Here is a 25,986-nt window from a genome sequence, read left to right on the forward strand (position 1 = left end):
CCGAGGGAGTCAGTGCAGTCATGCCGGCTGCGCAAGGTTCGCGAGCGCGTTGGAGCGAAGCGCTCGGTTGGAAGTGCGAGGCACCGCTTCGAGCCGGCTCTGAAGACTGCGCTGACTGGCCGAACAGCGACTGACGATTCAGCCGCCCGGTATGACGCTGGCCGATGGTGGCGAGCACGTTGGAACAAAGCGCTTGGTTGGAAGTGCAAGGCACCGCTTCGAATCGGCTCCGCGAATCGCTCTGTCTGGCCGGACAGCGACCGACGATCCAGCCTCACGGGGCGCTGGCCAATGGTGGCGAGCGCGCTGGGGCGAAGCACTCGGCTGGAAGTGCGGGGCACCGCGTCGAACCGGCTCCGCGAATCGCCCTGTCTGGCCGGACAGCGACCGACGATCCAGCCTCACGGAGCGCTGGCCAATGGTGGCGAGCGCGCTGGGTCGAAGCACTCGGCTGGAAGTGCGGGGCACCGCTTCGAACCGGCTCCGCGAATCGCCCTGTCTGGCCGGACAGCGACCGACGATCCAGCCTCACGGAGCGCTGGCCAATGGTGGCGAGCGCGCTGGGTCGAAGCACTCGGCTGGAAGTGCGGGGCACCGCTTCGAACCGGCTCCGCGAATCGCCCTGTCTGGCCGGACAGCGACCGACGATCCAGCCTCACGGAGCGCTGGCCAATGGTGGCGAGCGCGCTGGGTCGAAGCACTCGGCTGGAAGTGCGGGGCACCGCTTCGAACCGGCTCCGCGAATCGCCCTGTCTGGCCGGACAGCGACCGACGATCCAGCCTCACGGAGCGCTGGCCAATGGTGGCGAGCGCGCTGGGTCGAAGCACTCGGCTGGAAGTGCGGGGCACCGCTTCGAACCGGCTCCGCGAATCGCCCTGTCTGGCCGGACAGCGACCGACGATCCAGCCTCACGGAGCGCTGGCCAATGGTGGCGAGCGCGCTGGGTCGAAGCACTCGGCTGGAAGTGCGGGGCACCGCTTCGAACCGGCTCTGCAACCTGCGCCAGCTTGCCGGATAGCGACTGACGATTCAGTCGCTCGGAGGGCTGGCCCATGGCGGCGAGCGCACTGGGACGAAGCGCTTGGGTGGAAGGGCGGGGCACCACTTCGAACGGCTCTGCGAGTTGCTCTAGCTGCCCGCACAACGGCCGACGATTCGGCCGCTCGGAGCGCTGGCCAATGGCGGCGAGCGCGTTGGTACGAAGCGCTCGGTTGGAAATGTGGGGCACAGCTTCGAACCGGCGCTGCAAACTGCGCTGACTGGCCGAACAACGACTGACGATTCAGCCGCACGGTGCGTTCGCGGAAGCGGCGAAGTCTTGCAGGCTTCGCGATGGTGCCGAGCGTGACGGAGTGATTGGTCAAGTGCATGACCCAGCACCTCTTCAAGTGCATGGCCCGGCACCATGCCGAGCTCGTGGACGCCGGAGGCTGTGCAAGGCCGGGAGTAATGCGGCAGATGATTGCGCCGAGGCGTGACGCTCACGGGGCCAGCGAAGTCATGTGCGCTGCGATGGTGCTGCGCGTGCCGGTCTGAGGGGCGCACGGAGGGAACGGCGGCGCTGTGCCGAGCTGCCTGCTGCGAGCCGTGTGCACGAATCAGCTGCGGCGAGAGGGTGATTGCCGTCGAACGCTCGCGCCGACGCAGGCGATGATGTCCTAACCGGCCACGCACGGGTTCCAGGCGAATCGGAGCGCAGTACGCGGTTGGCGGCATGGCGGCGCTGCGAAGCGCGTGGCCCGAACCTGCTGACTGCGAGCCCAGTCACAACGCAGGTGATGACGGACGCGAGTCCCACCGACCCACTCAAGCGCTGAACCAGGTGAGGCGTGATGAAGGGGAGCGTGCCGGAACGAAGTGCTCGGCTGGAGGTGTAGCGACACTGCGAGCCACGCTGGCGAATGTCGCTGGCTGCGCAGGGGGGCCGCACTTGAACTGCTGCGGGATCCACCCCCCCCGCGCCCACGCCGTTCGTGAAGTCCTGGCCGGGTGCGCGATGGTCGCGAGCGCGTTGGAAGGACGCGCTTGGTCGAAGACCTGGCGAGACTGCGAGCCGCACGGACGGATGCTGCTGTTTGCGCTGCCGCGACTGAAGGAGACGAGCCCTCAGGCGCCTGTAGCCGTGAGGTCGTGTCTGGGCGCACGACAGTCCTTCGCGATGGAACGAAGCGCTCAGCCGGAGGAGGTCGGGGCCGCTGGGAATGGGGTGGTTCAATACCGCGGAGCGCTCAGACCGCTCGCCCTCCGGGCTTGGCTCACTCCGACTGACGATGAGCCGGAACCGGCGCTTGCAATACCTGCACGCGCTTGTTTGCCGCGTGATGAGGCTGCGCGCGTTGAACGGAGCGCTCGGTTGATGGGCTGGTGGTTCACCCCATCGCGCCGACCGAAGTGGTGGGCTGCACAGCTCGGGCGCATCGTGACCGACGACTGTGTCGATCCCTTGTTCCCTCGTCACTCAGCGAGGGCTGGCTCGGTGGCTCGGAGGTGCTGTGCGTAGGGAGCCCAAGCGCTTGGGCGGCTGAATGGGGGGATAGGTGTCACTTCACGTTCAGAATCCTGAGCGCCCTCGGACGCTGGCCGCACTCAGCTCGTTTCGGGATGTGGCTGCGCCCCATGAATCACGGAGATACCAGCGTCGAGTGCGGATGCTCGACGGTGCCTCGTTTGTTGAAAGAGAGGACTCGGTTGATGCCGTGGATAGTGGCCGGCTCTCCTGCCTACTCGCATTGAGACCTCGCTCGCGTCGCGGCGTAGTTGAGCTTCTGCTCACTGGATTTGTCGGGAGCGTTTCGGTGCGATGCATCCGTGCGTGCTGATTGCTGTCTCGGAGGTGTTGATTGCACGCCTACGGGAAGCGCGTCGCTGCGAGCGCCGCACGTTGGGTGCCCCACGTCGGAGTTGAGGCCGGTGCGCGGTGGCTGTGGATGCTGTTGAGCGCTTGGACTCACTCGCCTCGGTGATGGAGGTGGCTGAGTTTCGCGCGTGTGTTGGAACGACAGGCCCAGTCAGAACTTGGGTGTGGTCGCGCGGATCATCTGTCTATTCGTGGATGACGCGGCCCGAATTCTCCTTCGTGCGTGGCTTGTGCGCGTTCACGGTGTGGCCTGAACTCCGTGCAGACGATGGCGCGGAGCTCCTCCGCCTGTGATGTGCTCGGACGATGTGGTGTTTGCCTGAGGGACGTCTGGGCTACGCGTGTCGATGACTCGTTTGCGGAGTGTCGGCGGGGGTGTCTTCGACACGGGGTTCGCTTTGGTCGTGGAACAGGGGCGCATTGTCTTGTGCTGCTTTGCCTATCACCACGCTTGCGCGACTTCGGATCCAGCTGTTCATGGGTAGCTGACGACTGGTCGCGATGCGCAGTGCCTCGTTGAATCAGTCCACTTGTCTTCGTGGTTTGCTGACCGCGAGGCTTTGCCTTGCGAGTTGCTCACTCTCGCTCAGCCTGTGCTGCATTCAGGGCTCGACTTGGCGCAAGGCTTGAGTCGTTTCACTCCACGAAGGCGCGACCCTGATGGGCCGGACCTTGAATGCGCGAGGTTCACGGTCCACGCATGTCGAACAGAATGGGTTCCATTGCCGCGCCGCGATTCATAGGCCGTGACGGAAGCTGCTTCGGAAGAACGATCCGCACCTGCCTGAGGAGGAGCGCGTCAACGGAATGGCAGACAGGCGGTCCTTGCGGGCTCGTGGAGCCGCTGCGCCCAATGGCCAACGTCGGACCGACCGCACATGGTTTTGACATCCACGTGCCTCGCGGCTCTCGTGTGCGTTCTCCGCACGGAGCTTCGTCATGACTCGGAAGGACATTTTCAGTCCGTGCAGCACTTCCTCGACGTGGTCGACGCGCGGACTTATTTCGAGGACCGTGAGCGAGCGCTGCGCGCGGCGCTGGACCGTTTGGCGCTGGCCTCGCACTTCGCCGAGGCGCCGCCCGACGACACGGAGTATCCAGACGCGCCCGAGTCCGACTATCAGGCACTGCTCGGATCCATCGCGCCACTCTTCCCCGGCCTCGGCCTCTACAACGCGGCCTTGAACATCGCGGACTCCGTGGGCGAGCCCTCACTCAGTACAGGCGATGCGCTCGACGACCTCACGGACATCGCTCGGGACCTGCGCGACGTCCTCTTCTTCTGGGAGCACACGCGCGAAGAGAACGCGCTCTGGCACTTCCGCTTCGGCTTCGAGTCCCATTGGGGACTGCACCTGCGCAGCTTGCAGCTCTACCTCCACGCGCGAGCCACCGGCCGCTGAGCTGCCTCCGCGGCGGGTGTCCATGCTGCGCCGCGCCTCCCACACGTGCGGCGCCGCTCGGCTGCTCGGCGCCAGTGAAGGCTCAAGCGTCGCGGGCCCTCGCACCGTGCCCTTCCGCTGATCGCCTTGCGCGACTTTGGCGAAGTTCTTGACCCGCACGCGGCCGGAAAACGAGGGAGCGACCGGGCGACTCTCACAAGAGCGGTCGCGAATTTGATCGGATCACAAACCCCGTGCTAGCTGCCGGGGCAGCGTTAATGAGTGCGCCTCCGGCACGAATGGATGCGGAACCCCGAGCCTCGGGGTGAGAGAGGATGGAGCACGTGGGTCGAATCATCTGCATCTCCAACCAGAAGGGCGGCGTGGGTAAGACCACCACCGCCATCAACCTCGCCGCGAGCCTGGCCTCCGCCGAGCGCCGCACGCTCCTGGTGGACATGGACCCGCAGGGGAACGCGGGCAGCGGACTCGGCCTCAAGCGCGACGTGCTCCACGGCACCGTCTATGAGGCGCTCCTGAACGGCCGCCCCGCCGAGGAGCTGCTCCACGCCACCGAGCTGCGCTACCTCCAGGTCATCCCCGCGACGCCCGACCTCACCGGCGCCGAGGTCGAGCTGGTGAACCAGGAGGGCCGCGAGTTCCGCCTCCGCGAGGCGCTGCGCCCCCTCAAGGCCGCATACGACTACATCATCATCGACTGCCCGCCGTCGCTCGGCCTGCTCACCCTGAACGCGCTCATCGCGGCGGACTCGGTGCTCATCCCCCTCCAGTGCGAGTACTACGCCCTCGAGGGCCTGTCGCAGCTGACGCACACCATCGACCTGGTGAAGCAGGGCCTCAACCCCGAGCTGAAGATGGAGGGCATCCTGCTCACCATGTTCGACTCGCGCGCGAACATCGCGCACCAGGTCGTCGAGGAAGTGCGGGGCTACTTCAAGGAGCAGGTGTTCGAGGTCCTCGTGCCGCGCAACGTGCGCCTGTCCGAGTGCCCGTCCTTCGGCAAGCCCATCATCCTGTACGACATCAAGTCGAAGGGCTGCGAGAGCTACCTGGCGCTCGGCCGGGAAATCATGCGCCGGGAGACGCCGCCCGCCGCGCCCAAGCGGCGCGTGGCCTGAGTTGCGTCCCTCGTCGCGAATGAGGGGATGCCGCCGCGGGTTGGCCGCGCGTCCCCTCTCCCTTGAGTGAATCGCCGCGAGGCACTGGAGCGAAGACGACGTGGTGAATTCAGACAAGCACAAGCGCGCGCTCGGGCGAGGCCTCTCCGCGCTCATTCCGCAGGCCGCTCCGGCCCCCGCGCCCGCGGCCGAGCCGCCTCCGCGCGCCGGCGTCCTCAAGCTGCCCATCGAGTCCATCCACCGCGACACCGAGCAGCCGCGCCGCCACTTCGACCCGACCAAGCTCACCGAGCTGACCGAGTCCATCAAGGCGCAGGGCCTGCTGCAGCCGGTGCTCGTGCGCAAGTCCGGGGATGGCTACAAGCTCATCGCCGGTGAGCGACGGTGGCGGGCCTCTCAGGCGGCCGGGCTGAAGGAGATTCCGGCCATCGTCCGGGAGGTCACCGAGGTCCAGGCCTTCGAGCTGGCCCTGGTGGAGAACCTCCAGCGCGCGGACCTCAACCCGATTGAAGAGGCGGACGGCTACAAGCGCCTCATCGACGAGTTCAAGCTCACGCAGGAGCAGGTGGCGCAGCGGGTGGGCAAGGAGCGCTCCACCGTGGCGAACGCGCTGCGGTTGCTCGCCCTGCCCGACGACGTGAAGGACATGGTGGCCGACGGCGCCCTCTCCATGGGCCATGCGCGCGCGCTGCTCGGCGTGCCTCGGCTGCCGGAGCTGCAGAACCTGGCGCGCCAGGTGACGGAGAAGAAGCTCTCCGTGCGCGACACGGAGAAGCTCGTCCAGCAGAACCGCTCGACGAAGAAGGACGCGGGAAAGCCGGCACCCAAGCAGAGTCCGCAGGTGCGCTCGCTCGTGGAGGAACTCCAGCGCAGATTGGGGACGAAGGTCCGCCTGTCGGAGAAAAGCCCAGGAAAAGGCACCCTCGAAGTGGACTTCTTCTCCTACGATGACCTGGATCGTCTGTTGAAGATTCTCAGGAAGGAGTAGCGCGTGGCGCTCCTTGGCGGGAAAAAAGACGAAGCACCCAGCAAGCCTCTGTTCAAGCGGGAGGAGGAATTCGTGTCGACGCGTCCTGGTGAGGTTCACACGCTCCTGGGCAAGGGGAGCGAGTTCGAGGGGAAGCTCACCTTCGAAGGGCAGGTCCGGATTGATGGGAAGTTCCAAGGGCAGATCGTCACCAAGGACGTGCTCGTCATTGGGGATGGCGCCCGGGTGAATGCGGAGATTCAGGCCGGCACGGTCATCATCAACGGCACGGTCGAGGGGAACGTGAAGGCCACGACCCTCATCGAGCTGAAGCAGCCCGGCCGCATCAAGGGCAACCTGGAGACGCCCGCGCTGTCCATGGACCGCGGGGTCATCTTCGAGGGCTCGCTGAAGATGGAGAACATCAGCAAGTCGGTGCCCCCGCCCGTGGGTGGGGAAGGCGCGAAGAAGTAGTGCGCGGCCTCCCACATGGTGTGTCGCTGGCCTCGGGGCTGGCGCTCGCCCTGCTGGTGGGCTGTCCGGAGTCCAAACGCGAGGCGGAGCCGTCCGCCGCCTCCCCAGACGCGTCGCCCCGCTCCACGGGACTCCGCTCGGGTGTGAAGGTCCCGCTGCCATCCGGGTGGTCCGCGCAGGTGGCGGCGGATGGCAGCTTCCAAGCAGGTCCCCCGGGACGCTCCAGCCTCCGGGTGGACCTGCGCCCAGGGCAGGGCGAGCAGCTCCCGTCCGCTCGCGCGCTGACCCAGGCCATGCGAGGCCCCCTCAAGGACTTCGTCGTCACCTCCGAGCAGGAGGAGGGCACGGAGGACTTCACGCTGGTGCGCGGGGCGCTCGCGCCGAAGCTCGGGGATGGAGGCGTGGGCTCGCCGGCGCCGGCGTTCTTCGCGGCGCGCCGCGTGGGGCAGGACCTGTTCCTGTGCGCCAGCCTCCCGGGTGCGTCGGCCGAAGAGGTCCGCCTGGGCGCTGACGCGTGCCGCGACATCCAGGTGCAGGCCGCTCCGCGCTGAAGCCTCCCCGTGAGGTTCGCTCCGATGGCGACTCCCGAGGAGGGGCCGCGCGGGGCTCGTGCGCGCGCCCCGCCTGGAGAGGCGCGCTCAAGTGGGCGCTGCGTGAGGACGCGGAGCGGGGCGCCTCGCGGGTTGGGCCGCGCCGTGAGCGAGCCGCTTCGTCGGGTAGCGGGCAGGCGGTGTCCTGCCGCGTGAACTTCCTGCGCCGCTCGCGTGTCCCAGTTACGTGAACCGGGTGCTCCTCTCGCGTCAGGTCAACGACAGGACGATGGCCTCCGACGCGGGAACACCCAGTCGCGACGCGGGGTGCAATTCCGTGCACGGCATGTCTTCATCTGTTCGCAGGGACTTCCCGAACTCGTCACGACTTCTTAACCTTCACATTCTGGCCTGCGAGCGCGCCCCCCGGGGCTCGCGCCAGGTCGTCACGCAGTGCCCGCTTGAAGGAGTTCGCGCATGACGCTCGCCGAGATGCTTCCCCTCCCGCTCGCAGCCGTGGACCTGGGTTCGGTGGGAGAGCGCATGGTCGCGGTCGGGGGCCTGGTCATCACGGCGCTGGCGGGCCTGTGGCTGGCGTGGGCGCGCCCCGCCGTCCAGCCGGTGCCGGTCCGCGTCCCCGCGCGGCGCACCCCGCAGCGTCGTCGGTAGTCGCGGGCCACGCTCGGCCCCACGCGCCGGTGCCCCTGAAAAGACAACGGGCGCGGTCGGTCAGGAGGGTTGCCCCCGGCCGCGCGCCCGATGAATCCCCCCGGCGTGGTGTACGAGCGCCAGCCTCCGTCGAAGCGGGTGCGGTGGAGCCGAGAAGGCCCAGGGATGCGTGCCAGGGGGTGTGAACGTCCGCCCCTCGCCCGGTTCCCTCTCCCTCGAAGGGAGTTGCGCCACCACGTGGAGTCGCCTCGATGAGGAGGTCAGCAGGGTCCCCGGCCCTGTTGGACCCCATGCCGGGTACACCGAATCCGGCATTTCCCGAATGATGGCGTGAAACCCTCCGAGTTTCCCCCTCGCTGTGCGCGAGGGGACCGGTTGACCGAGGGTCTGTCACTACCCGGGAGCGACGCGGCGCTCAGCGTCGCAGCGCGAGGGACAAGGCGAAGTCCCCGGCGCTGTCGGTCCACCACGCGGCGAGCTCCAGGCCGGCCGCGGACAGCTCCGCTTCCACCTGGGCGCGGCGGAACTTGCAGCTCACCTCGGTGCGCAAGACCTCGCCCTCGGCGAAGTCCACGCGCCGCTTGAGCCCGCCGAGCCACACGGTCTGCGCGCGCCGGGAGATGAGCTGCATTTCGATCCACGCGTTGGACTCGTCGAAGGGCGCGTGGTGCACGAAGCCCTCGGGCTGGAAGTCCGCGCCCAGCTCCCGGTTGAGGACGGTCAGCACGTTGCGGTTGAAGCTCGCCGTCACGCCGGCCCCGTCGTTGTAGGCGGCGAAGAGGCGGGCGCGGTCCTTGATGAGGTCCGTGCCCAGGAGCAGGCCGTCTCCGGGCTTGAGGCCGGCGGACAGCTCGCGCAGGAAGAGGGCGCGCTGGGCCGGCTTGAAGTTGCCGATGGTGCCGCCCAGGAAGGCCACCAGCCGGCGCCCGCCGCTGGGGAGCTGGCAGAGGTGGTGGTCGAAGTCGCCCACCACCGCGTGGACGCCGATGCCCGGGTACTCGCGCGCGAGGTCCGCGGCGGCGCGGCGCAGGAAGGCCTCGCTCACGTCGAAGGGCACGAAGCGCGAGAGCTGTCCGGCCTCCAGCATCGCGTCCAGGAGCAGGCGCGTCTTCTCACTGGTGCCGCTGCCCAGCTCCATCAGCGTGTCCGCGCCACTCAGCCGCGCGATGTCGCCCGCGTGGGCCAGGAGAATCTCCCGCTCGCGCCGCGTGGGGTAGTACTCGGGCAGGCGGGTGATGTCGTCGAAGAGCTGGCTGCCGCGCTCGTCGTAGAGCCACTTGGGGCTCAGCTCCTTGGGCATGCCGCACAGCCCCTGGAGTGCCTCGGCCCGCAGGGCGCGCCGCGCGTCCCCGGGCTGCACGAAGACGTCCACCCTCACCCCCGGAACCTGCCGCCGTCCCGGAACCCCCGCCCCCGTCTGCGCCGTCCTCACCCGCATGGCTCACCTCGCGTCGCGTGCACAGCGGAAGCCGGCGAAAATCTGCCGGCGAATGGGGAAGTCCCAGTTGCGGAAGCTGCTCCGCACCGCCACGGGCGCGCTCGCCCAGGCCCCTCCCCGAAGCACCTTCGAGTCCGGTCCGAAGAACACCTCCGAGTACTCGCGGTACGGAAAGGCGCGGAAGCCCGCGTAGGGGCGGAAGTCGCTCGCGGTCCATTCCCACACGTCGCCCAGGAGCCCCCAGACGCCGTCGTGGCTGACGCCCGCGGGGTGGCTGCCCACCGGGGACGGTCCCCAGGTGTCGCCGCCCAGCGTGGCGTGCTCGGCCGTGGGCGCGGTGTCTCCCCACGGGTGCGCGCGGGGCGCGCCGTCGCTGCCGCGCGCGGCCTTCTCCCACTCGGTCTCCGTGGGCAGGCGCTTGCCGGCCCAGCGCGCGTAGGCGTCCGCCTCGTACCAGCACACGTGCTGCACGGGCTCGTCCAGGGGCAGCGGCTCCACCGCGCCGAATCGCCGCCGCTGCCAGGTGCCCGAGCCTTGCGGAATCCAGAACAGCGGATGGCGGATGCCCTCCGCGCGGATGAACGCGAGGCCCTCGGGGTGCCACCAGCGCGCGTCGTCGTAGCCGCCGGCCTCCATGAACCCGAGGAAGTCCCCCGTCGTCACCGGGTGCGCGTCCAGGAAGAAGCTGGGCACCCACGCTTCATGTCGCGGGCGCTCGTTGTCGTAGGCCCAGGGCGCGTCGCTGCCCAGGCGCACCGGGCCCTCGGGGATGAGGACCTCGCGCCGTGCCACCGCGCCCGGCCGCGGACGCGCCCGCTCACGGGGGCGATAGCGGAAGCCCGTCATGAGCTGGAGCGTGGCGGCCAGCGTCTCCGCGTGCTGCTGCTCGTGCTGCGCCACCATGCCGAAGACGAAGCCGCCCGCGAGCAGCGCTTGCGGGCCGTGCTCGGGCAGCGCGTCCAGGTGCTCACGCACCGCGCTCCGCACGCGCGCGGCGTAGGCGAAGGCGGCCTCGGGCGTGAGCAGCGGCAGCGTGGAGCGCGTGCGCCGGGGATGCAGGAAGGCGTCGTACAGCGCGTCGAACGCGGCGTCGGTGAAGGCCGGCGCTCCCAGGGCCCGCAGGAGCCACTGCTCCTCGTAGTTGGCCACGTGGGCCACGTCCCAGACGAGCGGCGACATCAGCGGCGAGTGCTGCCGCATCAGCTCCGCCTCCGGCAGCCCCTCGAGCATCCCCAGGACTCTCGCCCGCGCGCCCTCCAGCTCAGCCCACGCCCGCGCCTTCCAGGGCCGCACGTCCTCGCCCTGGCGCCCCCCGCCCTCTGCCGTTCGCAACATGGCTGCTCCAAGCTAGGGAGGCGCGCACCCACCCGGTAAGTCCCTGTCGCACCCGGGCGGGAGGCTTGCGTGAGGAAATGTACGTTTCACCCAGCCCACAACACAGCAATCCATGGAATCCACGCGACAGTCGCGGGAATCGGCGCTGTTGTTGATATTCAAACGACTTGGGCGAGGCGGCTCAGCCGCGGGGGCGGCGCCAGCGGTGCCACCACAGGCGCAGGTCCACCTGTCCGGGCAAGGTCCAGCGGTGCCGCATGGCCAGCAGGCGCAGGAAGCTGGCCACGCCCACGGCGGCGAACTCGCCGACGATGGGGCGCATCTTCAGCCCCAGCACGAGGGCGACATAGAGGAACGCGGCGATGAGCGCGGGAGTGGCGTACAGCTCGCCAGGGCTGATGAGGCTGGGGCGCTCGCCGTTGAGGACGTCGCGCAGCACGCCGCCGCCCACCGCGGTCAGCAGGCCCAGGAAGATGGAGCCCGGCACGGAGAGCTGGAGGGCGAGCGCCTTCTCCAACCCCAGCACCAGCCACACACCCAGCAGCATGGCGTCCACGTAGTCGAGCACGCGGTTGAGGCGGCTGAACCACGGGCCAAAGAGCATGGACAGCACGGCGCACGCGGCCACCGCCGCCAGGTAGCGCGGCACGCGCAACGCCGTGGGTGGGCCATGCGAGAGCAGCACGTCGCGCAGCATGCCGCCGCCCACCGCGGTGACGACGGAGAGGATGAGCACCCCCATCGCATCCGCGCCCTTGCGCATGCCGTGCAGCGCGCCGGAGAGCGCGCCCAGCGCCACCGCGCCCATCTCCACGTAGACAGGCAGAATCATCATGGCCGCTGCCCAAGGTAGGCCCGGGTCTTCACGGACCGTGGAGTGAGCTGCGCGCATCGTGTGATGGAAACCGGAAGTCCCTGCTTTCTGTCCACTAGTGGCCGCCCCCCCGAGCGCCCTGGGTATTGGTGTGGGGCCCCGAGCCTCTATGCTTGCGCGCCATGGTCACTGCTTCGCGCGGGTCCGTGCTCGTCGTGGAAGACGATGACGACATCCGCGCCGCCGTCGCGGAAATCCTCGAAGGTGAAGGCTACGACGTCGCCATCGCGGCCAATGGGCGCGAGGCGCTGGACGAGCTGGCGACGATGCGTGCGCCGGGCCTCATCCTGTTGGACTTGATGATGCCGGTGATGAACGGCCACGAGTTCCTCACGCACTTTCGCGCGCAGGCTCGGTACCGCGACGTGCCGGTGTTGGTGCTGACGGCGGTCTCCACCGAAGCGCCCAAGGGAACGCGCGGGGTGCTGCGCAAGCCCTTCGTGGTGGAGGAGCTGCTGGATGCCGTGCAGCAGCTGTGCGCGGTCGCGGCCTGAGCGCGCGGGACGCTAGATGTCCGAGACGCCCAGCAGCGTGAGCGTGCGTTCGCGCTCGTCGCGGGCGTAGCGCAGCTCCAGTCCATGCGCGGCCAGGACGTGGCGCATGGGACCGTCCGCCAGGTCTTCGAGGGGAGGGCCGGCTTCCGCGAGGTGGTGGAGCGCGCGCTGGAGTGCCTCGAAGGTTTCTGAGGACATGCGGCCCACCTCGCGCCAGGCGGGTGGTGTGTAGTGGATTCGGTAGGGAGTGGCTGTTCTGACACGGACTTGGGACATCGGTCTCTCTTCCTTGTCCGGCCATCCTGCGAACCGCGTGCCTTGGGCGAGGCCGCTCGAAAGTTCTCGGGAACCCGTGGCCGCCGCGAAAGGGAGCGGTCACGGGGCGCGAGAAGGAGTTACAGGCCCGGGGCTGAAGAAATGACGGCGGGGAACGATGCGACGTGGACGTGGGGTCCTGGTCCTGGTGACGGAGGGGAGCGTCCCCTCCTCGACGCGGGGCGGAGCGCGAGTTGCGCGCGAGAGGGACCGTGTTGATGGTGGAAGGGGAGCGGTGGGCCGCGGAGCGTGTCCTCTCGAGGGCGCGAGCAGGTGATGCGCGGTTCATGTTCCCAGGAGCGACGGCCCTCGCTCCGCCCGATGGGAGTGAGCCCGTGGGCTCGCGCGCGGGTGACACACGTCGAAGGGCCGACGCCCGAGTTTCCGTGAGGCACGCCTGCGCGTTGGGGCTCAGGTGCGCGCTCGATGCGTCAGCGAGAGTCCGTGGTGCGCCGGCACGTGGCGCTGCGCGAGAGGTGCGTTCGCGCGTGAGAGGAGTGGCGCGCGTCGCGGGGGCGAAGACGCGCGGCGATGCGCGTGCACGTGTGTGGTGTTGCTGCGCGATGGGCGAGGGATGCGAGGGGGGCGTCGTCGCGCGATGGGTGTGGAGCGCGTGCGCGTCATCGCTCGCAGGACGTCGTCGCGTGAGCCGTATCGTGGTGCGACGGGTGAAGGATGCAGGGGCGCCATCGTCATGCGGTGTGTTGATGTTCGTGTCTCACGCTCGAGCTCAATGCGCTGACCCTGTGCTGTGCGCCGGCGATGCAGGAGGGGCTCGCGGCACGGCGGCCCAATCCCTTGCGCTGAGCACCTCATGCGCAGTTCGTCTCGTTGCTCTGCCGCCGTGGGACGAGGCGTCGCGTGCCTCGGTGTGGCCTCACGCCGTGGATGGACCGTGCTCCGCGAAGCCCCAGGGATGCGCCGTGTGTCGAGCGATGCGCGTGCGCTGCCTGGGTGAGCCATTGCGTTGAGATGCGCATCGCGACACGACGAACTTCGAGCAAGCGCTTCGGCCGTCGCGTCATGCCGAGGCGTGTCGTGGATGGGCATGCGCGCCGATGCGATTCGCGCGCGCGGATCCGTCACCTCGATTCGCGAGATGCGTTGTGCTTGAGCGTCATGCGGTGCCCCGAAGTGCATCCGCTGGGCGAACGATGGTTGTTATTGCGCGGCAAAGTTCGACACGGGGCGGACGGGCGTTGAGGACAGCGTCTTCGTGGGCCTGCTCGTTTCGTTGAACCCTCGCGCTTCCGTTGCCACGAATCGTGCGGGGCGGGTGGGGCTGTCGCGGAGGTCTGTCTTTCTCGCCTCCGTGCTCGCGACACGCAGGCCCGGCTCCTCGGGCCGCCAGCGTCATGGCTTGTCGTCCATCGCGGGACGGCGCGAGCCTGTCGCTGCGTGGCCGTGGAACCTCGGGTTCTGGCGCGCGCGATGGACGCGTGTCTCAGCGAGCCCGCCTCACCGTGGATCCGCATCGAGACCGCTCTCGCGATGAGACCGGATCCGTCTCCACGCCCCTCTCGTCAGGCGACGCCGGACAGGGGCTCGCCCGTGTGGCCGGGAGACGAGGACACGGCCTCCCGTCCAAGCGGGCTGACCGGCCGGGCGGCGCATGTGCACCGTAAGACGAGAGCGGACCTCGGGCGGGGACCGCGAGGAGGCGTGCATGTCGTCTCGGGAGGACACCCCCTGGTCGGCCGTGAATGGCTTGCTCTTCGGTGTGGCCGCGGGCGCTGTGTTTGCGCTCGCGGAGATGGCGCTGGCCACCGCGGCGGGCGAGGGGCCGAGCCGCCCCGTGCGCATGGCCGCCGCCGTGCTGCTCGGCACGCGGGCGTTCACGCCTCAAGTGTCCATGGGCGTGGCCGCCGCGGTGGGGCTCGGCATGCACCTGGTGCTGTCCGCGGCGTGGGGAGTCCTGTACTCGCTCGTGGACTCGCGGCTGCCACCGGACGGGCGCGGGCGATGGGAATTCCAGGCCGCGGTGGGCATGCTGTTCGGCATGTTCGTGTGGATGGTGGACTTCCAGTTCGTCGCGCGCGGCTACTTCCCGTGGTTCCTCGACGTGCCCCAGTTCACCCAGGTCGTCATGCACGCGGTCTTCTGGGGACTGTCGTTGGCGCTCCTTTTCACTGCGGCCGAACGCCGTCGCACCGTCATGGCGGACGAACCCATCCCGTAGGGTCCGTGTCACCGGAAAAACGCTGAAGGTATGGTGACAGGACCCGACCCTCAGGGTTATCACTGGGACTGGGACCGAATGGGGAGGCCCCCTCTTCTTCGTGGATCGACACACGCATGGACAATGAACTCGCGGGCATTCTGGGCGCTGCGGCGCGAGGCGCTCGGGTGCGTTTGGGCCTGACGCAGGCGGATGTGGCGGAGCGCATCGGCATGGCCTCGGAGGTGTACGGCCGGCTCGAGCGAGGACACATGCTGCCAAGCGTCCAGAACCTGCGGCGACTGTGCACCGTGCTCAACGTCCCGCCGCATGACCTGCTGGGTCTGGGCAGCGAGTTCTCCGGGCCCATCGCGGTGCGAGAGACCAAGCCCAAGCCCCGCCCCGAGGAGGAGCCCCCGGAGATGCGCCGGCTCTTGCGCAACCTCCGGAAGCTGTCCCCCGTGCAGCTCAAGCTGATGAATCTGGTGGCTTCCGCGATGCACCAGAAGAAGAAGCCGTAACCCAGTCTCGGACGTGGGCGGCTACTGCGAGCCGCCACCCGTGCGCTGCCACAGCTCGCGCAAGAGGATGATGCCGAAGCGCGAGTCGTTGAGGATGTAGCGGCGCCACAGGCGCTTGGGCTCGTGGGTCAGGCGGTAGAGCCACTCGAAGCCCGCCCGCGCAATCCACTGCGGCGCGCGCTTGGCCGTCCCCGCGATGAAGTCGAAGCCCGCGCCCACGCCAATGGCCACGGTGGGCCCCAGCAGGTGGGCCACCTGGGAGATCCACACCTCCTGCTTCGGGCTGCCCAGCGCCACGAAGAGCAGGTGCGGATCCTTCTCGCGGATCCGCGCGACGATGGGGTCGTTCTGCGCGTCGCTCGCGTCGGTGCGCACCATGGGCGAGTCCCAGCCCACCACCTCCACGCCGTACTGCGCCTCCACGAGCCGGGCGACCTTCTCCGCGACGCCCGGGCCCGCGCCCAGCAGGTACACGCGCCACTTGCGCCGCGCGCCTTCCTCCATCAGCGGGAGGATGAGGTCCGAGCCGGCGATGCGCTCGGGCAGTGACACGTCCAGCATGCGCGAGGCCCAGACGATGGGCATGCCATCCACCACGGAGATGGACGCGCGCGCGTAGGCGTCGCGGAACACGGCGTTGCTCTCCGCGAGCACCACGTGGTCCACGTTGGCGGTGAAGACGTAGCCACCCCGGCGCGAGTCCACCAGCGCGCTGATGTCTTGGATGGCCTCTGGGAAGGAGAGCTGGTCGATGGAGAGCTGACCGATGCGCAGGCGCGGACGGCGAGCCTGGGCGGCGTCGGGGGCGGGCGGGTGGGTGTGGGCGGTCGTCACAAGGTCCTTACTTCACCGTCAGGTCGAGCACGGTGATGGAGTAGGGGGGCAGGCGCTGGGCCAGCGAGTGTTCCGCGTGCGTGCCCGCGGGCTGCTCGGAGAAGCCACCGGGCGCGCCGGAGAAGCCGAGCACGCGCACGGTGTCGAGCGCGCCGCAGCCCTTCAGTTCCAACTGGGCCTGCGCGGCCTGCTCCGGGTCGAGGTTGAGCACCACGGCCACCAGCTTCTTGCCGGAGGCGTCGCGCGAGGCGAACACGCTGGTGCCCTCGCTGGCGGTGGCGGGCACGTAGTTGTCCTGGAAGCGCCCGCCGTGGCCGTCGAAGTCGCGGTACGCGCGGAACGCCCAGAACGTGGGGCTGTTCTCCAGCGGGTACTGCCAGAAGAAGGCGGAGGTGATGCCCTGCTCCGCGAAGCGCCCCAGGGCCTCGGCCTGCGCGAGCCCGCCGCTCATGTGCTTCATCGCGCCGAAGTTGTACTCGCCAATGGAGATGCCTCGGCCCGGGTAGTTCTCGGCGATCCACTGCTTGAGGCGCGGGATGAGCTGGATGGGCTCGCCAATCCAGGACTCGTCCTTGTACGTGGGGTCCCACAGCGCGCGGGTCGAGCGGATCCGCCGCGCGTTCGTGGCCGTGTCGGTGTCCCCCGCGATGCCCAGGCCCACGTTGCTCTGCGGATAGAAGTGCACGTCCACCACGTCCAGCACGCGCACGCCCGTCTTCTTCTCGTGCTCGCGGAGCTGCTGGAGGTACCAGGGCAGGAAGGGCATGTCGCCGTGCGCGCGGCGATCCGAGTGCGTCAGCTTGCCGGGCGCGAAGTCCGCGGCGGACCAGAAGTAGTTCGTCCAACCCCACTCGGCGGGGCCGGCGATGACCGCGTCAGGGTCCGCCTTGCGCACGCCCGAGCCATACGCGACGGTGCGCTGGAGCAGCTCGTCGTAGGTGGTGGGCTCGGGGTGCACGTCCCGGTGGGTCGAGTTCCAGAGGTTGGGCTCGTTGTCCAGGATGTACATGTGCACGCCGCGGTCGCCGCGCTTCGTGTCCGCGTCGCGCAGGGTGCGCACCCACTCGGCGATGAACTCGGGCGGCGCGGCCACGCTGGTGCGCGAGGGCGGGCCCGGCTTGAGCGGCGTGCCGTCGCGGCTGTTGCCGTTGCCGCCCGCGGGCTCGGTGGCGTCCAGGTTCTGCTGGGGCGCGTAGTTCTCCACGGGGAAGCCCACGGACTTCGTGTCCTTGGCCACCCAGCCGAGCATGGGCAGCGTGAGCGCGGACTGCACGCCGTGCTGGCGATTGGAGGCGAGGAAGTCGTCGGCGCTGAAGCCCAGCTCCACGTTGCGGAAGAACCAGTCGTTGGCCGTGTTCCACGCGCGGCCCAGCTTCCAGTTGTAGCGGGAGGTGGGGTTGCCGCCCCAGCGCCGGATGGTGGCGCCCAGCTTCCACTGGTGCGTGTCTTGGGTCTCTCGGTTGCCGTCCAGCGCGATGCCGTAGATGAGCGGGCTGATGCGGTGGCCGGGCGCGGCGCAGTCGATGCTCAGCGTGGCCTCGCGCGAGGGGCCCGTGCCCGCCATGCCTCCCCCCGCGGCGCGCGCGGCGGCGGCCTCGGGTGACAGCGGGACGAGCGTCACCTTGTCGAAGAGGACCTGGTCACGTCCCACGTCCTTGCCCGCGCGCAGCACCATGCGGTCGAACGGCGCGTTGCGCGGGTTGAGCGCCTCCATGGGGATGACCACGTCGGACCACTCGCCGTCCTTGCGCACGACGTAGCGCGAGGTGACGGGCACGTGGGGGAAGACGATGGCGCCGGGCGCGTCGAGGTGGACCTCCAGGAAGTCACCGAACGACTCGGGCGAGTGCATGCGGAACGACAGCGCGTCGAAGGCGCCTTCCAGCTTGGGCCGGTAGAGAATCCAGCCGCCGCGGTTGAACAGGCGCAGGCGCGCGGGCGCGGCGTGGGGCAGCTCGCGGGGCGCCCAGCCAATGTCCTTCCAGTCCGCGGACAGGCCGCCGTCGTACACGGTGACGGGAGTCGTCAGGACCGGCTTCGCGGGCGCCTTCGTCGCGGGCTCGGTCTCCAGTCCTCGCGCGGCCACGGCGCCGCCCGCCAACAGGGCCCCCGTGAGGACCGCGCCCGCCTTCCACCTCGCACGCTTCACGTCGCTCTCCATGGCGCGCTCCGCCCCCAGGCGCCGGTGGTCCCGGGACGCCTCACAGCCCGATGTCGTCCGAGTCCTTGCGCGGGAAGATGCGCGCCGGGATGCCCACGGCGACGCTGTCCGGCGGGACGTCCTGCAACACCACGGCATTGGCTCCGATGCGCGAGCGCGCGCCCACGCGCACGGGCCCGAGGATGCGCGCCCCGGCGCCAATCCAGACATCGTCCTCGATGATGGGGTAGCCGTTGTCCTTGGCGGTGCCCACGGTGTTGTTGCCGTAGAAGCGCACGCGGTCACCGATGCGCGAGTCTCCGCCGATGACGACGCCCAGGCTGTGGACGAAGTAGACGCCGCGGCCCAGCGTCACCTCCTTGCCAATCTCGATGCCCATCACCGCCGTCTGCGCCACGCGCAGCACGTGATTGACGAGCGGGATGTGCCAGGAGAGGGCGGCCTCGCGGGCGCGGTTGAGCGCGGTGATGCGGTACGAGTCGCTGGTGAGGACGACCTTGGCCAGGGACTTCGCGTCCGGCGCGCCGGTGGCGGCTCGGGCCAGCTCCACCGCGTCCGTGACGAGCGTTCCAAACAGGCGCTTCATGGTTCATCCTCCCCGGCCCGGATGTAACGGTAGAGGCCGCGAGCGATTCCCGACCAACCCCCGGCCTCGGCGCGCGCGCCTCGCAGGTACTCCATGCCGTACGCCACGGAGGTGCCCGCGAAGGCCGCCTTGCTCAGGCCCAGCTTGTCCGCCGCCTTGGCCGCGCTCATCACCGCGTGGGTGAGGGTTCGCGTGGCCTGGGGCGCCACCACGGCCGAGGCGAGCAGCGGGCGCGCCAGCGGGTTGGTCTCGAACAGCAGGCGCCACGGATTCACCTGCGCCACGTCCGGATGTTTTTGGGACACGTGCGTGTCGAACATGCCGTAGCGGTTCGCGCGGCGCATCCACTTCTCGAAGCTGACGTGGTCACTTCCGTGCAACACATACGCGTCGCTGGCGAAGCGGAAGGTGCAGCCCGCCTTCTCCAGGCGCACGCCCAACTCCACGTCCTCGGACTGGCCCAGGCTCTTGTCGAAGCCGCCCACGCCCACGTAGTCCGCGCGGCGGAAGGACACGTTGCCCGTGTACAGGTGATTGCCGCGAGCGCGCGCGCCAGGGACGGACAGCTCCTCGGCCATGCGGTGGTTGAGATAGGCGTACCAGCGCTCGAAGAGGGGCATCTCGCCCACGCCCGGGTCGGGGCGGATCCGTCCGAGCACGACGTAGCGCGAGCCGGGCGGGTGCTGCTCCAGGTGGCGCTCGAGGAAGTCCGGGGCCACCTGCATGTCGTCATCGGTGACGAGGACCACGTCACCCCGCGCGGCGAGCACGCCTCGGTGTCTCGCGGCGGCGGCGCCCGCGTTGGCCTGCACCTCCACGCGCAGCGCGTAGGGGAGCGAGAGGGCCTCCAGCGGCGCGCGCACCGGCGTGGCCGAGCCGTCATCGACGACGACGACCTCGAAGTCGCTCGGAGGGAGCGTCTGCTGGGCGAACTGGCCCAGGAGCCGTTCGATCAACGACAGCCGGTTGTACGTGGCGACGACGACGCTGAGCCGGAAGGTGGCGGGAGACGCGGGCGCGTTGCTCATGGTTTCGGCTTGGGGGCGGGCTCGGCCCGGCGCTTCTTCTTCGCCCGGGGAAAGGTGACGCTGCCGACGAAGCGCTCGCGGCCCACCAGGTCGAGCGTCTTCTGCGCGGAGCCGAAGTCCGACTCGCCCAGGGTGACACACAGCAGGGCGGCGTCCGCGGCCAGGGCCAGCGGGAGGCTGGCGGGATGGGTCATGAGTGAGTCGATGACGACGATGATGCGCTCGCCCTGGGCGATGCGGTGGCGGATCTCCGTGACGAGTCGCGGCGCACCCGCGGGCTCGATGCCGGTGGCGTCCACCAAGCGCAGCGGTGGTTCCGGGTAGGGCGAGCCGGCCTCCAGCAGCGCGTGCGCGGCGTCCAGCGCGGGGGCGCCGGGGTGCGCGGGGATGACGGTCAAGAATGACCACGGCCGGCGCTCGAGCGCGAACCAAAGTCGCTGCAGCTCCGGAGAGGGGCCGGGGCTCGGCGCGGACGAGTCCGCGGGCTTGGGAGGTGCGCTCGAATCTGCGGCCATGGGACGCGCCAGGGTATAGCGCAAGGCGACCACGCCGCCCAATGACCTGGACGGGCGGGAGGTGGGGTTGGTCGGTGTCCGTGTTGGCTCTCGGATTCGCGGGACCTGCGGAAAGTGGCCCGGACGGCAAAAGCTCGCGTCCGCCGTGTTATGGAATGCCCGTGCAGAAGATTGGCTACCTGATTCCCGAGTTCCCCGGGCAGACGCACATTTTCTTCTGGCGCGAGCTGCAAGCGCTGCCGGCGAAGGGTGTGTCTCCGGAGCTGGTGTCCACCCGGCCCCCCCCCGCGCGCATCATCAGTCACAGTTGGGCGCGTGAGGCGATGTCTCGCACGGAGTACCTGGCGCCGCCGGGGCCGTGGGGATTGGCGGAGGCCGCCGCGGAGGTGGCGCGAGCGCTGCCCACGGGGTGGGCGCGGTGTCTGGCTTCCATCGCGAGGGCGCGAGGGTTGGACGCGAAGGGGCGGGCGCAGTTGTTGGCGTTCGCGGTGATGGGGGGGCGGCTGGCGTCACTGGCGCGGCGGCGCGGGTGGACGCACGTGCACGTGCACAGCTGCGCGAACGCGGCGCACGTGGCGATGTTCGCGCACCTGTTGTCGGGGCTGACGTACAGCATCACGTTGCATGGGCCGTTGGATGACTATGGGCCCAACCAGCATGAGAAGTGGCGGCACGCGAAGTTCGCGTTCGTGATCACGCGCAAGCTGTTGGGCGAGGTGAACGCGGAGCTGGCGGGGAGCCTGCCTTCGCGCATCGAGCTGGCGCCCATGGGCGTGGAGCTGGCGCGCTTCCAGCGGAGCACGCCGTACGTGCCGTGGACGGGCGAGGGGCCGCTGCGCATCTTCACGTGTGGGCGCCTGAATCCTTGCAAGGGGCACGCGGACCTCATCGACGCGGTGGGGATGTTGCGCGCGAGGGGCGTGGACGCGCGGCTGGCCATCGCGGGGGAGGACGAGGCGGGCGGCACGACGTACCGCAAGGTGTTGGAGGCGAAGCTGGCGGAGTCCGGGCTGGGCGACGCGGTGACGTTGCTGGGCGCGGTGAGCGAGGACGTGGTGCGCGGGGGAATCGAGAACGCGCACATCTTCTCGCTGGCGAGTCTTCAGGAGCCGCTGGGGGTGGCCATCATGGAGGCGATGGCCATGCGCGCGCCGGTGGTGGTGACGGGCGCGGGCGGAGTGCCGGAGCTGGTGGACGACGGGGTGGACGGCCTGTTGGTGCCGCCGCAGCAGCCGAAGGTGCTGGCGGACAAGCTGGAGGCGCTGGCGAGGAACCCCGCGGAGGCCGCGCGACTGGGCGAGGCGGGACGGCGCAAGGTGGAGACGCAGTTCAGCAGCGAGCGCAGCGCGGACATGCTCGCGAAGCTGCTGGAGGTCGCGGCGTAGTCTGGCGGGCCCTCGCATGGGAGCCGGTTTGTTGCTCGATGCGCGAGGTCCGATCGCGAGGATGCAATGCGCCTCACGTGGCTCGGGTTGATGGGCGCCCTCGTGGCCTGTGCCAGCACGGGCTACCGATACGTGGGACCCGGCATGTGGTTTGGGCAAGAGGAGGCGCAGGTTTGGGTGAAGGGGCCCTGGCCGGCCATTCGCCCCTCTCGTGACGTGGATGACGTCATTGATCAGTTGTGCGGCGCCATCCTCGAAATGGATGGGGCTCGAGACGGTGACTACGGGCAGGAGTGCTGCGGGGTCCTCTACTCGATTGGAGATGGAAACTACTTCGCGAGTTATCCGTCACCCCTGGGCGAAGTGCAGCGTGTCGGTCCGAGCAAGCGCAAAGTCTGTACGTCTCCACGTACTGTGCGGGACTCACGCGGTCGGGTCTCGGGTCTCGCGGATTATCACGGTCACCCATGGGCCCCTTCTCCGATGTCTGAGCAGGACCGACAGGAGTCTCATCAGCGATGGTTCATCCGCATCCAGTTCGATTCGGATTGCCATGTGATGAAGCTCATTCCCCATGTGGGCGAGTCGGCGCCAGGAGAGGTCTACCTGCGGAAGGGAAAGTCGTGGAGGCTCATCGGTAGCATCCGGCCGGAGGACAAGGCGCGCGGAGTGGTGACGGACGTGAAGGACTAAGGGGACAGTCATGAGGCGCGCGATTCTGTGGATGGGGGCGCTGGCCCTCTCGGGGTGTTCGCTCTTCCATCGCGGTTATCGTCCCGAGCACGCGCCCAAGGCCGAAGCGGATGCCTTGCCTTATCCGCTGGGGTTTCCCTCGTCCGGTCAGGTGCAGGTCCCCGCGGAGATGGCCGCCGCCATCTCCCTGGCTCTGGATGACATTCTCCCGCGCGATGTCGCTCCTCCGCGGAACGCGACTGCGGACGACGTGTGCCTTTATCGGCGCGACTCGTATGACGTGGATGCGGCTCCACTCAACGCGGACGTCATGCTCGTGCGCTTCCGGGTCCGCGCCGGTGCGTGCAACGCCGAGGGCCGGACCGTGACCGAGGTCGCCACCTACGCCGTGGATGTTCGGCGTGGCCGCATCCTGGTCGTCCAGGAGTAGCCGGGGCCGCATCGCTCTTGAGTGCGTGGTAGCCTTCCCAGGTTGTCTCTCACGGAGAGGACTTCATGCGTCGTGTGTGGATAGCGTTGATGATGTCGCTGTCCGGCGTGTTGGGGCTGGGCGGATGCGCCGCGCCCACCCATGGCTTCAAGCTCTATGACGGCGCTCCCAATGAGGTGTTGGCCTCGCGCCCCAGTGAGGGGGACTCGCTCGAGGTGACGTATCTGGGCGTCGGTGGGTATGTGCTGCGCCATGGCTCGGATGTCGTCGTGCTCGCGCCTTCGTTCAGCAACCCCGGCATCCTCAGCCTCGTCGCTCATGGGCTCGCGGGCGGACTGAAGTGGGATCCGGATCAGGTCAAAGCCTGCATGAGTCGCGCGGAGCAGATTGCGGGCCCGACTCAGGACGCGAGCCTGGTCCTGGTGGGCCACTCGCACTACGACCACCTGATGGACACCGCCGAGATGCTTCAGTCCGGCCAGTGGTTTCCCAAGGCCCGCATCCTGGGCTCCGCGACCACGGGGCACTTGCTTGCACCGTTCGGGCTCTCGGATCGCTTCGACGATGTGACGAAGTTCGCCTCGCGCAACGGCAAGCCGGGTGAGCCACTGAAGAACAAGACGAGCACCGTGCGCGTGTACCCCATCGCTTCGGATCACTCGCCGCACTTCATGCACTTGAAGCTCTTGAGTGCCGCTCACCTCACGGAGGACGCGAAGACGAAGCCGTCGAATCCGCGCTCGGGTTGGTTGGAGGGCGAGACCTATGCCTATGTCGTGGACTTCCTGAAGGAGGCGAATGGCCCCGTCGCGTTCCGCCTCTACTACGAGGACGCGGCCAGCAGCCCGAACGTGGGACTCATCCCCGACGACTTGAAGCAGGACGGGCATCGCGTGGATGTGTCCATCACCTGCGTGGGCGCGTACGAGCAGATCTCCGCGAGTCACTATCCGCAAGAAGTGCTGGCGAGCACGCGCCCTCGCTACGTCATCCTGGGCCACTGGGAGGACTTCTTCGGCAATGACTGTCTCAAGCCACCGAGCATCGTGCGCATGACGGGACGCAAGGGATTGTCGCGCTTCATCCGCCGCGTGGGCGAGGTGACGCCCGAGTCGCGATGCGTGCTGCCCGTGCCCCTCGCTCCGACGATGTTCATCCCGGAGGGCAGCGCCGCGCCCGCGCGCTCGGGGCCCGCCTGCCTGCCCGTTCCTCCCGTGGAGGATGACGTGTGGGGCGCGCCGGTGACGACGTCCGGCACGGGCAACTAACGCCGGGCGAGCGGGCGGAGCGGCCGGGGCCTCGTGATAGGTTGAGGCCCCCGTTCTTCCCAAGGAAACATGGCCGCTCCCGCTTCGTCCCTGAAGGCCGTTGTCGCCGCGCTGTCTGGCAATGTCGTCGTCACGCTGGTGAAGTTCATCGCGTTCTTCCTGTCCGGCTCGGGCGCGATGCTGTCAGAGGCGATCCACTCGGCGGCCGACACGGGCAACCAGGCGCTGTTGCTCCTGGGCCTCAAGCGCGCGGCGCGCAAGCGCGACGACGAGTTCCACTACGGCTACGGCGGGGAGCGCTTCATCTTCGGCATCCTGTCCGCCTCGGGCATCTTCTTCGTGGGCTGCGGCGTCACCGTGTACCACGGGCTCCAGTCCCTCCTGCATCCCCACGTGGCCGAGGTGGGGCCGCTCACCTTCGCGGTGCTCGGCGTGTCCTTCCTCATCGAGGGCGGCGTGCTGGTGCTCGCGGTGGTGGGCCTGCGCAAGCAAGCGGCGGGCATGCCGTTCTTCCGCTACGTGCGTGAGAAGGCGGATCCCGCCGCCGTGGCCATCCTGCTGGAGGACGGCGCGGCGGTGCTCGGGTTGGTGTTGGCCACGGTGGGCATCGTGCTCGCGTATGTCACCGGCAATCCGGTCTGGGACGCGGCCGCGTCGCTGACGGTGGGCGTGTTGCTGGGCATCATCGCCATCTACCTGATGGTGGAGAACCGAGGCTTGTTGCTGGGGCGCGCGGTGCCGGACGACGTGGAGCAGCGCTTCGTGGACGTGGTGCGCGCGCGGCCGAGCCTCGCGGATCTGCACGACGTGAAGACGCGCCAGCTCACGCCGGAGACGTTCCAGTTCAAGGCCGAGCTGCGCTTCAGCGAGACCTTCGTCGCCGCGAAGCTCGGCGAGGCGCTGCCTGCTTCGGGCTTGCCCGCCTCAGGCGCATCACGAGAGCAGGCGCTCCAGGGCGCGGCCCGTCACCTCATCCGCGCGCTCAGCGAGGAGATCGACGCCATCGAGGCCGAGGTGCGCCGGGTCATCCCCGAGGCGAAGCACATCGACCTCGAGCTGGAGCACCTCACCGCGGAGGCCGCCGAAGCCGCCGAGCAGCGCGCCGCCCAGGCGAGCTGAGTTCGCGACGTCGCGCGCATCAAGAGGACACCTCGGTGCGTGAGGCCGTGCGCGTGTCGCTCGATGAGCGTTCGCGCCTCGAACGGAGGGCACTGCGCTGCGACCTCTGCGTGAGGCCGTGCGCGTGACTCTTGCTCACGTCCCTTCGCCCGCGAGCCTCCACGCGGGCGGGTAGTGGGTGACGAGCCCCCGCGGATCCACGTCGAGCTCGGCCACGAAGCGACCCCCGTTGCTCTCGTAGCGGTAGCGCGACTCCGCGAGCCGCGTGTAGCGCTGCGGCAGCACGACGAGGGCGAGGTCCGGCATGCGCACCCACGCGGCCACCACGTCTTCTCCCTGACCCACCGCGAGCGACAGCCGCCGGATGGGGAGCGTGTTCGTCGCGGGCGTGAAGCCCAGGTCCACGTCGGTGCAGCCTCGGAACTGGGTGACCTCCTCGTCGCCGCGCCACCAGCATTGCCGCGCGTCCACGCGCAGGCGGAGATGACGGCGAGCCCCGCTCCGAGCCAGCGCGACGCGCACCTCGCGCGTGCGCCAGTCTTTGTCACACGAGACGACGTACTCCACGAGGCACGGAGTTCCCTGCTCCCAGAGCACCACCGAGCCCAGGAGGTCCCAGCCCGTGGGCTGCTCATGCAGCTCACCGTACTCGCTCCCGGGTGTGTCCAGGCGCTTCCACATCCAGGCGTGGAGGCACGGCTTCGCGGGGACGGCGGCTTCAGCGGAGAGGAGCATGCAGGCGCTCGCGGACGGTGGTCGTGAAGCCGGGCATCACACCATGGCGGCACCGCGGACGTGATGTCTTTCCAGTAC

The 25,986-nt window shown here is 69.1% G+C and carries 23 protein-coding genes and 1 pseudogene; 14 read left to right on the top strand and 10 right to left on the bottom strand.

The features are described 5' to 3' along the window. The first annotated feature begins 3,797 nt into the window (after positions 1-3,797). The 6 genes and pseudogenes from JGU66_08455 (at position 3,798) to JGU66_08480 (ending at position 8,019) form a co-directional block, all read left to right on the top strand. Positions 3,798-4,261: pseudogene (locus JGU66_08455) on the top strand (DUF5063 domain-containing protein). Between the two features lie 323 nt (positions 4,262-4,584). After that, positions 4,585-5,379: a ParA family protein gene (locus tag JGU66_08460; GenBank protein ID MBJ6760794.1), complete on the top strand. Its 795-nt coding sequence runs from the start codon at positions 4,585-4,587 to the stop codon at positions 5,377-5,379. A gap of 100 nt (positions 5,380-5,479) precedes the next feature. Continuing rightward, positions 5,480-6,367: a ParB/RepB/Spo0J family partition protein gene (locus tag JGU66_08465; protein MBJ6760795.1), complete on the top strand. Its 888-nt coding sequence runs from the start codon at positions 5,480-5,482 to the stop codon at positions 6,365-6,367. Positions 6,368-6,370: 3 nt separating this feature from the next. After that, entirely contained in the window at positions 6,371-6,820 is a 450-nt protein-coding gene (gene bacM / locus JGU66_08470) for a bactofilin BacM (GenBank protein MBJ6760796.1), read from the top strand. Beyond that, positions 6,820-7,371, top strand: a complete 552-nt coding sequence (locus JGU66_08475) for a hypothetical protein (protein ID MBJ6760797.1) — start codon at positions 6,820-6,822, stop codon at positions 7,369-7,371. Before bacM ends, JGU66_08475 begins: the two co-directional genes overlap by 1 nt. Before the next feature lie 456 nt (positions 7,372-7,827). Then, the gene (locus tag JGU66_08480) at positions 7,828-8,019 is read left to right on the top strand and encodes a hypothetical protein (protein MBJ6760798.1); all 192 of its coding nucleotides are present in this window, start codon (positions 7,828-7,830) and stop codon (positions 8,017-8,019) included. 415 nt (positions 8,020-8,434) lie between these two features. Here the strand turns inward: JGU66_08480 and egtD are convergent, their stop codons facing one another. The 3 genes from egtD to JGU66_08495 all read right to left on the bottom strand — a co-directional run bounded on the left by egtD (position 8,435) and on the right by JGU66_08495 (position 11,627). Continuing rightward, the gene (gene egtD / locus JGU66_08485; GenBank protein MBJ6760799.1) at positions 8,435-9,457 is read right to left on the bottom strand and encodes an L-histidine N(alpha)-methyltransferase; all 1,023 of its coding nucleotides are present in this window, start codon (positions 9,455-9,457) and stop codon (positions 8,435-8,437) included. A 3-nt stretch (positions 9,458-9,460) separates the two neighbouring features. Beyond that, entirely contained in the window at positions 9,461-10,792 is a 1,332-nt protein-coding gene (locus tag JGU66_08490; GenBank protein MBJ6760800.1) for an ergothioneine biosynthesis protein EgtB, read from the bottom strand. 181 nt (positions 10,793-10,973) lie between these two features. Then, complete coding sequence (locus tag JGU66_08495) at positions 10,974-11,627, bottom strand: TRIC cation channel family protein (protein MBJ6760801.1); 654 nt, start codon at positions 11,625-11,627, stop codon at positions 10,974-10,976. 161 nt (positions 11,628-11,788) lie between these two features. On the opposite strand from JGU66_08495, the gene JGU66_08500 reads away from it, so the two are divergent. Then, positions 11,789-12,160, top strand: a complete 372-nt coding sequence (locus JGU66_08500; GenBank protein MBJ6760802.1) for a response regulator — start codon at positions 11,789-11,791, stop codon at positions 12,158-12,160. 12 nt (positions 12,161-12,172) lie between these two features. Here JGU66_08500 and JGU66_08505 read toward each other — a convergent pair whose 3' ends face one another. Then, positions 12,173-12,358 (bottom strand): hypothetical protein, encoded by a 186-nt coding sequence (locus JGU66_08505; GenBank protein MBJ6760803.1) that lies wholly within the window; start codon positions 12,356-12,358, stop codon positions 12,173-12,175. A gap of 1,783 nt (positions 12,359-14,141) precedes the next feature. Here JGU66_08505 and JGU66_08510 point away from each other — a divergent pair. Continuing rightward, entirely contained in the window at positions 14,142-14,654 is a 513-nt protein-coding gene (locus JGU66_08510; GenBank protein ID MBJ6760804.1) for a hypothetical protein, read from the top strand. A 116-nt stretch (positions 14,655-14,770) separates the two neighbouring features. Continuing rightward, the gene (locus tag JGU66_08515) at positions 14,771-15,154 is read left to right on the top strand and encodes a helix-turn-helix transcriptional regulator (protein ID MBJ6760805.1); all 384 of its coding nucleotides are present in this window, start codon (positions 14,771-14,773) and stop codon (positions 15,152-15,154) included. A gap of 21 nt (positions 15,155-15,175) precedes the next feature. On the opposite strand, the gene JGU66_08520 is transcribed toward JGU66_08515, so the two are convergent. Genes JGU66_08520 through JGU66_08540 form a run of 5 tightly spaced genes read right to left on the bottom strand, consistent with a single transcriptional unit; the run spans position 15,176 to position 20,320 of the window. After that, a complete protein-coding gene (locus tag JGU66_08520; protein MBJ6760806.1) occupies positions 15,176-15,988 on the bottom strand; it encodes a WecB/TagA/CpsF family glycosyltransferase in 813 nt (270 codons plus the stop codon). A gap of 7 nt (positions 15,989-15,995) precedes the next feature. Further along, a complete protein-coding gene (locus tag JGU66_08525; protein MBJ6760807.1) occupies positions 15,996-18,149 on the bottom strand; it encodes a glycoside hydrolase family 44 protein in 2,154 nt (717 codons plus the stop codon). 40 nt (positions 18,150-18,189) lie between these two features. Beyond that, entirely contained in the window at positions 18,190-18,735 is a 546-nt protein-coding gene (locus tag JGU66_08530; protein ID MBJ6760808.1) for a serine acetyltransferase, read from the bottom strand. Beyond that, on the bottom strand, positions 18,732-19,763 hold the full coding sequence (locus tag JGU66_08535; GenBank protein MBJ6760809.1) for a glycosyltransferase: 1,032 nt from the start codon (positions 19,761-19,763) through the stop codon (positions 18,732-18,734). The genes JGU66_08530 and JGU66_08535 overlap by 4 nt, the downstream gene beginning before the upstream one ends. Beyond that, positions 19,760-20,320, bottom strand: coding sequence for a hypothetical protein (locus JGU66_08540; GenBank protein MBJ6760810.1), 561 nt, complete (start codon positions 20,318-20,320; stop codon positions 19,760-19,762). Before JGU66_08540 ends, JGU66_08535 begins: the two co-directional genes overlap by 4 nt. A 113-nt stretch (positions 20,321-20,433) precedes the next feature. On the opposite strand from JGU66_08540, the gene JGU66_08545 reads away from it, so the two are divergent. The 5 genes from JGU66_08545 (at position 20,434) to JGU66_08565 (ending at position 25,173) form a co-directional block, all read left to right on the top strand. Continuing rightward, a complete protein-coding gene (locus tag JGU66_08545) occupies positions 20,434-21,663 on the top strand; it encodes a glycosyltransferase family 4 protein (protein MBJ6760811.1) in 1,230 nt (409 codons plus the stop codon). A 66-nt stretch (positions 21,664-21,729) separates the two neighbouring features. Further along, entirely contained in the window at positions 21,730-22,356 is a 627-nt protein-coding gene (locus JGU66_08550) for a hypothetical protein (protein ID MBJ6760812.1), read from the top strand. Between the two features lie 10 nt (positions 22,357-22,366). Continuing rightward, a complete protein-coding gene (locus JGU66_08555; GenBank protein MBJ6760813.1) occupies positions 22,367-22,786 on the top strand; it encodes a hypothetical protein in 420 nt (139 codons plus the stop codon). Positions 22,787-22,851: 65 nt separating this feature from the next. Next, positions 22,852-24,054: a hypothetical protein gene (locus JGU66_08560; GenBank protein MBJ6760814.1), complete on the top strand. Its 1,203-nt coding sequence runs from the start codon at positions 22,852-22,854 to the stop codon at positions 24,052-24,054. Between the two features lie 69 nt (positions 24,055-24,123). Next, positions 24,124-25,173: a cation diffusion facilitator family transporter gene (locus JGU66_08565; protein MBJ6760815.1), complete on the top strand. Its 1,050-nt coding sequence runs from the start codon at positions 24,124-24,126 to the stop codon at positions 25,171-25,173. Between the two features lie 135 nt (positions 25,174-25,308). Here the strand turns inward: JGU66_08565 and JGU66_08570 are convergent, their stop codons facing one another. Beyond that, on the bottom strand, positions 25,309-25,908 hold the full coding sequence (locus JGU66_08570; GenBank protein MBJ6760816.1) for a putative glycolipid-binding domain-containing protein: 600 nt from the start codon (positions 25,906-25,908) through the stop codon (positions 25,309-25,311). Between the last annotated feature and the right edge of the window lie 78 nt (positions 25,909-25,986).

The organism is Myxococcaceae bacterium JPH2 (genome assembly GCA_016458225.1).
Lineage (GTDB): Bacteria > Myxococcota > Myxococcia > Myxococcales > Myxococcaceae > Citreicoccus.

Coding starts and splice junctions, on each gene's coding strand:
- JGU66_08515 (MBJ6760805.1), top strand. CDS start 14,771: ATGGACAATGAACTCGCGGGCATTCTGGGCGCTGCGGCGCGAGGCGCT.
- JGU66_08570 (MBJ6760816.1), bottom strand. CDS start 25,908: ATGCTCCTCTCCGCTGAAGCCGCCGTCCCCGCGAAGCCGTGCCTCCAC.
- egtD (MBJ6760799.1), bottom strand. CDS start 9,457: ATGCGGGTGAGGACGGCGCAGACGGGGGCGGGGGTTCCGGGACGGCGG.
- JGU66_08550 (MBJ6760812.1), top strand. CDS start 21,730: ATGCGCCTCACGTGGCTCGGGTTGATGGGCGCCCTCGTGGCCTGTGCC.
- JGU66_08480 (MBJ6760798.1), top strand. CDS start 7,828: ATGACGCTCGCCGAGATGCTTCCCCTCCCGCTCGCAGCCGTGGACCTG.
- JGU66_08525 (MBJ6760807.1), bottom strand. CDS start 18,149: ATGGAGAGCGACGTGAAGCGTGCGAGGTGGAAGGCGGGCGCGGTCCTC.
- JGU66_08545 (MBJ6760811.1), top strand. CDS start 20,434: ATGCCCGTGCAGAAGATTGGCTACCTGATTCCCGAGTTCCCCGGGCAG.
- JGU66_08495 (MBJ6760801.1), bottom strand. CDS start 11,627: ATGATGATTCTGCCTGTCTACGTGGAGATGGGCGCGGTGGCGCTGGGC.
- JGU66_08560 (MBJ6760814.1), top strand. CDS start 22,852: ATGCGTCGTGTGTGGATAGCGTTGATGATGTCGCTGTCCGGCGTGTTG.
- JGU66_08500 (MBJ6760802.1), top strand. CDS start 11,789: ATGGTCACTGCTTCGCGCGGGTCCGTGCTCGTCGTGGAAGACGATGAC.
- JGU66_08555 (MBJ6760813.1), top strand. CDS start 22,367: ATGAGGCGCGCGATTCTGTGGATGGGGGCGCTGGCCCTCTCGGGGTGT.
- JGU66_08490 (MBJ6760800.1), bottom strand. CDS start 10,792: ATGTTGCGAACGGCAGAGGGCGGGGGGCGCCAGGGCGAGGACGTGCGG.
- JGU66_08565 (MBJ6760815.1), top strand. CDS start 24,124: ATGGCCGCTCCCGCTTCGTCCCTGAAGGCCGTTGTCGCCGCGCTGTCT.
- JGU66_08535 (MBJ6760809.1), bottom strand. CDS start 19,763: ATGAGCAACGCGCCCGCGTCTCCCGCCACCTTCCGGCTCAGCGTCGTC.
- JGU66_08505 (MBJ6760803.1), bottom strand. CDS start 12,358: ATGTCCTCAGAAACCTTCGAGGCACTCCAGCGCGCGCTCCACCACCTC.
- JGU66_08530 (MBJ6760808.1), bottom strand. CDS start 18,735: ATGAAGCGCCTGTTTGGAACGCTCGTCACGGACGCGGTGGAGCTGGCC.
- JGU66_08510 (MBJ6760804.1), top strand. CDS start 14,142: ATGTCGTCTCGGGAGGACACCCCCTGGTCGGCCGTGAATGGCTTGCTC.